This window comes from Gordonia sp. UBA7599 (assembly GCA_002477755.1).
In the GTDB taxonomy this organism is placed as follows: domain Bacteria; phylum Actinomycetota; class Actinomycetes; order Mycobacteriales; family Mycobacteriaceae; genus Gordonia.
The window spans coordinates 1-8443 of record DLKD01000112.1; the positions used below are offsets into that span (position 1 = coordinate 1).

The 8443-nt window shown below is 68.1% G+C and carries 5 protein-coding genes and 1 pseudogene; 4 read left to right on the forward strand and 2 right to left on the reverse strand.

What is annotated here, in order from left to right:
- From B4L26_RS12540 to B4L26_RS12550, 3 genes and pseudogenes are all read left to right on the forward strand, one after another.
- A pseudogene (locus B4L26_RS12540) lies at positions 1–458 on the forward strand (hypothetical protein); the annotation flags it as partial.
- 255 nt (positions 459–713) lie between these two features.
- The gene (ileS, locus tag B4L26_RS12545; RefSeq protein WP_290719196.1) at positions 714–3962 is read left to right on the forward strand and encodes an isoleucine--tRNA ligase; all 3249 of its coding nucleotides are present in this window, start codon (positions 714–716) and stop codon (positions 3960–3962) included.
- A gap of 6 nt (positions 3963–3968) precedes the next feature.
- Positions 3969–5414, forward strand: coding sequence for a DNA polymerase IV (locus B4L26_RS12550; RefSeq protein WP_290719197.1), 1446 nt, complete (start codon positions 3969–3971; stop codon positions 5412–5414).
- A 15-nt stretch (positions 5415–5429) separates the two neighbouring features.
- Here the strand turns inward: B4L26_RS12550 and B4L26_RS12555 are convergent, their stop codons facing one another.
- Complete coding sequence (locus B4L26_RS12555) at positions 5430–6395, reverse strand: asparaginase domain-containing protein (RefSeq protein WP_290719198.1); 966 nt, start codon at positions 6393–6395, stop codon at positions 5430–5432.
- A gap of 155 nt (positions 6396–6550) precedes the next feature.
- Here B4L26_RS12555 and B4L26_RS12560 point away from each other — a divergent pair, with 155 nt between their 5' ends.
- Entirely contained in the window at positions 6551–7117 is a 567-nt protein-coding gene (locus tag B4L26_RS12560; RefSeq protein ID WP_290719199.1) for a hypothetical protein, read from the forward strand.
- Positions 7118–7129: 12 nt separating this feature from the next.
- On the opposite strand, the gene B4L26_RS12565 is transcribed toward B4L26_RS12560, so the two are convergent.
- The coding region (locus tag B4L26_RS12565) for an HNH endonuclease signature motif containing protein (RefSeq protein ID WP_290719200.1) at positions 7130–8443 on the reverse strand (1314 nt) is incomplete at its 5' end.

An 8443-nucleotide genomic window follows, 5' to 3' on the forward strand; every position in this document is an offset into this window, starting at 1 on the left:
CAGTCGTGCCGCCGCGTCCTGCCCAGCCGCCGTACACCGCGCCCACTGCGGCGGAGCATGCAGCACCGGTCCCGGCGCCCAGTGGACCCGCGTTCACGGTCCCGACCGTGTCGGCTACGGGCGCACCGGGCCAGCCGCCCACTGCGCAGCCCCCGCGTGCCGGTCGTCGACGGGTCGGCGACCTGCACGACTACGTCACCTCGACCGGATCGATTCCGCGCGTCGAGACCAGCGGTGCCAATCCCACCGTCGTCGGCGACCCGGAGGCGATCCGGTGGGAGGCCTCGATCCCGCCATCGGGGTCGGCGCTCGTGTCCGACCAGTCTCGCGAGGCGATTCGGCACGTCAACGATCTCCCGCCCGAGCCGCCGCAGCCGCGGCGACCGCGCAGCCCCGAGCCGCGGCGGTCCCAGCCGATCGACGCGCTCGATCCCAATTGGCGTCCGCCTCAGGACTGACTAAGCTGTCAGATGCGATGATCCGGCAATCACCGGGGAGCACTCGGAAGAACAGGTCCGCCGTCCGCGGCGCGCCCCAGTAGAACCGAGCGGGTCCGGGCCCGTGACAGCCCGACGAACGAGTGGCCGACGCGGCACGCCTTGATTTCGCCTGATTTCAGGAGTGCGCGACCGGCAAGCGGGGTGGTACCGCGACGTTCCGGCGCAGCAGCGCCGACGCCGTCCCCGTGCCCGCACGAGCACGGAGGCACCCCTGTGGCCACGACCGACCGGTCCCGCCCCTATCCCGTCGTCGACCTCACCGGCGGCACACCGCGCGCACCGAAGTTCCCCGACATCGAGCAGACGGTTCTCGACTACTGGGACGCCGACGGCACGTTCGTCGCATCCATCGACAACCGCGCTGATGCACCCGAATTCGTCTTCTACGATGGGCCGCCGTTCGCCAACGGGTTGCCGCATTACGGCCACCTGCTGACCGGGTACGTCAAAGACGTGGTCCCGCGCTTCCAGACCATGCTCGGCAAGCGCGTGGAGCGACGATTCGGCTGGGACACCCATGGTCTGCCAGCGGAGTTGGAGGCCGAGCGGCAGTTGGGGATCACCGACAAGTCGCAGATCGAGCAGATGGGCGTCGACAAGTTCAACGAGTACTGTCGCGACTCGGTGCTGCGGTACACCGGCGAATGGCGCAGCTACGTCCACCGCCAGGCGCGCTGGGTGGACTTCGACAACGACTACAAGACCCTCGACCTGGACTACATGGAGTCGGTCATGTGGGCGTTCAAGGAGCTCTACGACAAGGGCCTGGTCTACCAGGGCTACCGCGTGCTGCCCTACAGCTGGTATGAACAGACGCCGCTGAGCAACCAGGAGTCCAAACTCGACGACGCCTACAAGATGCGTCAGGACCCCGCGCTCACCGTCACCATGCCGCTGCATGCCGATGGGGAACTCGCTGCTCTGGACGGCGTGAACGCGTTGATCTGGACGACGACACCGTGGACGCTGCCGTCGAACCTCGCGATCGCGGTGCACCCCGACGTCGAGTACAGCCACGTGCGCACCGAGAACGGCGAGGAGTACCTGCTGGCTACCGCGCTACTGGGTAGCTATACCGCTGAGCTGGGAGAAGTCGAGACTCTCGGCACCTACGCCGGCAAGCGGTTGGCGGGGTTGTCGTACACGCCTCCCTTCGACTTCTTTGCCGGCCATATGAACTCGCACGTGGTGTTGTTGGCCGATTATGTGACCACCGATTCTGGTACCGGCGTCGTCCACCTCGCCCCCGCGTTCGGTGAGGAGGACATGGACGTCGCGACGGCCAACGGCATCGAGGTCGTGCGCCCGCTCGACGAGGGCGGCCGCTTCACCGCCGAGGTGCCCCCGTACGAGGGACAGATGGTTTTCGACGCCAATGCGCCGATCATCAAGGACCTGAAAAAGGTGGGCCGGGTGCTCCGGCACGAGACGATCGAGCACTCCTACCCGCATTCATGGCGATCGGGACAGCCGCTGATCTACATGGCGGTGCCGAGTTGGTTCGTCGCCGTCACCAAGATCCGCGACCGGATGGTCGAGCTCAACCAGGAGATCAACTGGACGCCCGAGCACATCCGCGACGGCCAGTTCGGCAAGTGGCTCGAGGGTGCCCGCGACTGGAATATCAGCCGCAACCGCTACTGGGGTGCCCCCATCCCCGTGTGGATGTCCGATGACCCGGCGCACCCGCGGATCGACGTGTACGGCTCGCTCGACGAGCTCGAGCGCGACTTCGGCGTGCGACCGGACAACCTGCACCGACCGCACATCGACGAGCTGACTCGGCCCAATCCCGACGATCCGACCGGCAAGTCCACGATGCGCCGGGTACCCGAGGTCCTCGACTGCTGGTTCGAGTCGGGCTCGATGCCGTATGCGCAGGTGCACTACCCGTTCGAGAACCGCGAGTGGTTCGACGGCGCCGGGAGCGATAGCGAGCGGGCCGAATCCAGCACCGGCGCCGGGAGCGATAGCGAGCGGGCCGAATCCAGCACCGGCGGCAATGGCGAGATCGCGCACAATCCAGGCGATTTCATCGTCGAGTACAACGGGCAGACGCGCGGCTGGTTCTACAACCTGCACGTGCTCTCGACTGCCCTCTTCGATCGGCCGGCATTCCGGAACGTGTCCGCGCACGGCATCGTGCTGGGCAACGACGGCCAGAAGATGAGCAAGTCCAAGCGCAACTATCCCGACGTCAACGAGGTTTTCGACCGCGACGGGTCCGACGCTATGCGCTGGTTCCTGATGGCCAGTCCGATCCTGCGCGGCGGGAACCTCGTGGTCACCGAGCAGGGCATTCGTGAGGGAGTCCGCCAGGCGTTGCTGCCGCTGTGGAACGCGTACAGCTTCCTGCAGCTTTACGCCGAGCGGCCTGCGACGTGGCGCACCGATTCGGACAACCTGCTGGACCGCTACATCCTGGCCAAGCTGGCGGCGACGCGCGACGAGATCACGCAGGCGCTGGAGACCTATGACATCTCCGGGGCGTGTGACTCGTTCCGCGAGTTCTGCGAGTCGTTGACCAATTGGTACGTCCGCCGCTCGCGGGCCCGCTTTTGGACCGGGCAGGACGAGGACCCGGCCGCCTTCGACACCTTGTACACGGTGCTGGAGGTCGCGAGCCGACTGGCGGCGCCGCTGTTGCCGCTGGCCACCGAGGCGATCTGGCGGGGACTGACCGGTGAGCGCTCGGTGCATCTGACGGATTGGCCGAGCGCCGACGAGCTGCCGCGCGACGAGGAGCTGGTCGCGGCGATGGACGAGGTGCGCGCAGTGTGCTCGGTGACCTCAAGCGTGCGCAAGGCGAACAAGCTGCGTGTGCGCCTGCCCCTGCCGCAGCTGACGATCGCCGCACCCACCGCGGCGCGGTTGGCGCCTTACACCGATCTGGTCGCTGACGAGATGAACGTGAAATCCGTTGTGCTGCGCGATGATCCGTCGGAGTTCGGGCGCAGCGAGGTCGTCGTCAACGCGCGTGCCGCCGGGCCGCGCCTTGGCAAGGATGTTCAGCGGGTGATCAAGGCCGTCAAGTCCGGCAATTGGCAGGTCCGCGCGGGTGCCGACGGCCAGGAGGTCGTCGTCGCCGACGGCATCGAGCTGATTGACGGCGAGTACACCCGTAAACTCGTCGCGACCGCGCCGGATTCGACCGCCGAGCTTCCCGGCGGTGCCGGCCTGGTGGTGCTCGACACCACGGTCACCCCGGAGCTGGAAGCCGAGGGCTGGGCCAAGGACCGCGTCCGCGAGCTGCAGGAGGCCCGCCGCGACATGGACCTGGACATTTCCGACCGCATCGTCGTGCGGCTGGTGGTGCCGGTCGACCGCGCGGATACCGCGCGCACGCATTCCGGGTTGATCGCCGACGAGGTGCTCGCAGTCGAGTTCGAGGTGGACCACGACGGCAGCGCGGGCGCCATCGAACTGGGTGACGGCGTGACCGCGGACATCCGCAAGGCCTAGGTGCCGGTGGGCGCCAGCACGACCGCCGGCGGCGGAACCGAGACCAGCGCCCGTTGGGTGCTGCACCTGGACATGGACGCTTTCTTCGCGTCGGTGGAGCAGCTGACCCGCCCGACGCTGCGCGGCCGACCGGTGCTCGTCGGCGGCCGCGGAGGTCGGGGAGTGGTGGCCGGTGCGAGTTACGAGGCTCGCGTTTTCGGTGCTCGTTCGGCGATGCCCATGCACCAGGCACGCCGCTTGGTCGGTGCCGCTGCGGTAGTCGTGCCGCCGCGGGGTGCGGTTTACCGCGTGGCGAGCCGGCGGGTCTTCGACGTCGTGCGGAAGGCGATCCCGGTCATCGAGATGCTGTCCTATGACGAGGCGTTTGGGGAGCCGGCTGGGCTCGCCGGTGCCGATGCGGACACGGCACGGGCCTTTGCCGAGGAGTTGCGGGCGCGGATCGCCGAAGAGACCGGGTTGACGGCGTCGGTCGGCCTGGGCAGTGGCAAGCAGATCGCGAAGATCGCGTCGGGTGACGCCAAGCCCGACGGGGTGCTGGTGATCGAGCCGTCGCGCGAGCTGGCGTTCCTGCACGCGCTGCCGGTGCGCAAGCTGTGGGGGATCGGCCCCGTCTCCGGCGACAAATTGGCCAGGCTGGGCATTGAGACGATCGGCGACTTCGCCGCGCTGGCGCCCAGCGAAGCGGCCTCGGTGCTCGGCGCGAAGATCGGGCACGCGTTGCACGAGCTGGCTCGCGGGGTCGACGACCGGCCGGTGCACGAGCGGGCCGCGGCCAAACAGATCTCGTCAGAATCGACGATGGCCGCCGACATCGTCGCACTCGAACCGTTGCGGGCCGAGATCTCCCGCGCCGCAGCTGACGCCCATCGGCGGCTCTTGGCGGACGGTCGGATGGCGCGCACGGTCGTGCTGAAGCTGAAACGGGCCGACATGTCTGTGCTGACGCGATCGATCACCCTTGCCGTCGGCACCACCGACCTACCGGACTTGACGACCGCGGCGCAGCGGCTGGCACTCGACCCACTCGAGATCGGCCCGATCCGCCTCGTCGGCGTCGGCTATTCCGGCCTCACCGCAGCCGAACAATTCACCCTGTTCGACAGCCCTGGCGACACGCTAGCGGCGGCGGATCCGGCCGAGGAGGACTTCGACAGCGCCTTCGACGGTGCCGGTGTGCTCGTGCGTGCCGGTGAGCTGCCCGACGACGTCCACGACGGACCGCCGATCGATGCCGACGAGACTGGGGGATCCGGCGACGCACAGCCGTGGGAGACCGGGTCAGACGTGCGCCATGACGAATATGGTCACGGCTGGGTGCAGGGCACCGGTCATGGGGTGGTGACCGTGCGCTTCGAGACGCGGGTAACCGGTCCAGGGGTGGCCCGTACGTTCAGCCTGCCCGAACCGGGCCTGCACTCGGCCGATCCGCTGGACTCGCTGGCCTGGGATTAGGGACGGCGTTGCGGTTTACCCGGGTCCGGAGGAGGCGAGGAACGACGCCACGTCGTCGCGAGTCGCTCCGGCGGTGAGCAGCGCGATCAGCGCCATGCGGGCCTGGGGAGCGCGCAGCCACGCGGAGACGAGTGCACCGGCAGCGACCAGGTCGACCGCGCCGCCACCGCCGCCGTAGCGGGCGGCCACTTCGCCGTAGGGCACCCGCGTGCTCACCACCACCGTGACGCCCTGCTGTACCGCCAGCGACACCTGGGCCGTGATGTCGGGGTGGGTGTTGCCCGAGCCGGTCGCCGACAGCACGATGCCCGCCGCATTCTGGGCGACGGCCGCGGCGATCGTTCCCGGGCTGACACCGGGGTAGAGCGCGATGGTGTCCACCCGGGCGCTGCGGCCCGCGGGGATCGGCAGGTCCACGAGTGGTCGGCCTAGCGCCGGGTGCACGACGTCGTAGGCAGCCAGCGCTTCGGTCTCGACCTTGAACAGGCCGCGGACGGGTTGGGGATCGCCGCCCACCACGATCTGTACCCCGTGCCCGGTCGACGCCGGGTCGATTGCGCAGGCGATGGCGGCAACGATGTTCGCCGGGCCATCGGCGTCGGGATGGTCGCTGGGCCGCTGCGCACCGGTGAACACGACCGGGCGCGGGTCATGGGCGTACAGGTCGACGAGGTAGGCCGTCTCTTCCATCGTGTCGGTGCCGTGCGTCACGACCACGCCGGCGACCTGTGGATCGGCGAGGGCGCCGGCCACCGAGGTGGCGATGATGAACTGGTCGGTCGTGTGCAGCGCCGACGAGTCGCGCGTCATCAGGTCGACCGTCGTGATGTCGGGCGGTTCCGTCGTTCCTGCGCTGTCGAACGCCTCGCGGGTCAAGTGGACGAGATCGCTTGAATGCAGGACGGGTACCGCGCCGCCGGCGGTCTGATGCGCGGCGACGGTACCGCCGGTGGTGATGAGCACGATTCGCTTGCGCCCCATGCGTCAAGGGTGTGGGAACCGGACCATCCGGTCAAGCGTTGACGGCGTGTTGCCTGCCGTGACCGGAAGTTCTCAGGTTATGTGGACTAGCCTCGTGGGGGCGTTTGGCATAGTGGGGCGCAGGTGCGTGCCCTGACAGAGAAAGAACGAGGAACGTGAAACTACCGAAGATCTTTGCTGGCGTTATGGTCGCCGGGATGGCGCTGTCGGTCGCCGCGTGTGGCGGCGGGAACGACGACGGTCTGCCCCCGCTGGGCCCCGTGACCAGCTCTGTTGAGGCGAGCGCACCGGCCACCGGAACCGGCAAGTACAACCTGACCGGGCTGACGAACCCGAAGGTCCGGCCGACGGTCAAGACGCTCAACCAGATGCTCGACATGGCGCTGGACCCCAACGTCCCGAACTCGGAGAAGACCCAGCTCGTCGAGGGGTCGGAGAAGGATCCCGAGGTCTTCAACAAGCTGGTCCAGGCGCGCAAGGACAACCCGGACGCGACCTACAAGATTTTTCCGCCGGTCATTCCGGCCGGGCCGCGCAAGGCCACGGTGAAGGTCCAGCTGAAGATCGGTGAGAACCCGCCAGCCAAGGCCGAAGCGGGCATCGTCTTCGTCGACGGCCGCTGGAAGCTGGCCAAGGACACCGTCTGCCCGCTGCTGTCGGCCAACGATGTCAAGACGGCGATGTGCGTCACGACTGGCACCAAGTCCAAGCCGACCGGCTAGTCGGTCTTCCCGTCAGAAGGGCGGGGCGCCGTCGGTTTCGCGGGGGTGTTCGCGGCGTCGGTGGTATTCCTGTTCGGCGTGCTGCCATTCCGTGGTGAGTCGTTGTTTGCGGTTGGCGGCGCGTTCGGCTCGTCGTCGGCGGTGCTTGTCCTTGGTCCGATTGCGCAGCCGCGGCTTTCGCTGATCGAGTGGCTGCGACGAAGGAGCAGCTGTATCGAGATCGGGCGTGGGCTCGTGCCAGGTGATGTGGTCGAGGCTGGGGAACAAGTCGGCGTTGGTTTCGGCGGGTCCGGGGAACCTGATTCCTTCGGGTGAGACGACTTCGGAGACGAGGCGGCCATTGTTGTCGCGGTATTGGTCGTCGACCCAGCCGTGGGCGAAGGTCTTGAAGTTGTGGTGCATCCGGCACTTCGCGCCGAGTTCGTCGGGGCTGGTGTGCCCACCTTCGCCGGGGTTGTCGTGGTCGTACTCCTGCACGTGGTCGATGTCGCATTTCCACCCCGGTTGATCACACCCGGGGATGGTGCAATACCCGTCGCGGGCACGGATGAACGTGTCCAACGCCGCCGAAGGCCGGTACGGATCCGAGGGCAGGTGGGTGGGCAGCGACACACCAGCCGCCGCACTCTGCCCGTCGTCGCTACCGCCACTGCTGCTGTTGTGGTCGGTCGCACGGGCATTCCCGCCGGTCTGGTTGAGCGGGCGCACCCGCACGTCGTCGCGGGCCAGCAGGTCACGCAGGTGGGCGGCGGAGATGACACCGTGACCGTCCATGAACGCCGGCTGGTCGTCACGCCCGTCGACGGTGGCCTGATCGGCGATCACGTGCACCAACACCCGCCCCTTGGCGATGGCTTGGTTCTGCTGGTCGGCCACCCATGCCGCCAGGGCATCGGGTTCGGGAATCGCGGCGGCACAATCCTCACGGTCGCAGTCGCATTCGAACGCGGTACCGGTGAGGAGCGCGAACAGGGCATCGCTGCTGCGGGCATCGCGGGATCGGGTGTCGTGCGGGCAGGCCAGGGCGGCCAACGCGAGGACCGCGTTGTGGGCGATGGCCGCGTTGTGGGCGGTCATCGTCGCCCCCAGGGTGGCCATCCCGTCGGTCTCGGGCACCACCCACACACTGCGGGCTTGTTTGGCCTTCTCATGCCGGCGCCGCACCGCATCGGGATCGTGGCGGAAAATGATCCGGTCGATCATGTCGATCAACCTCTTGTTCGACCAGCTACCGCTACGCGAGCGCAGCACCGCGGCGATCCCCACATCAATCTTGGTCGCCCAGTCCTGCCCGTCGATCAGTTCGGTGCGCGCCACCGCCAACCG

What these genes read in the sequence shown, in the direction of transcription:
- B4L26_RS12555 (WP_290719198.1), bottom strand. Translation starts at nt 6,395, where the DNA reads ATGGGGCGCAAGCGAATCGTGCTCATCACCACCGGCGGTACCGTCGCC.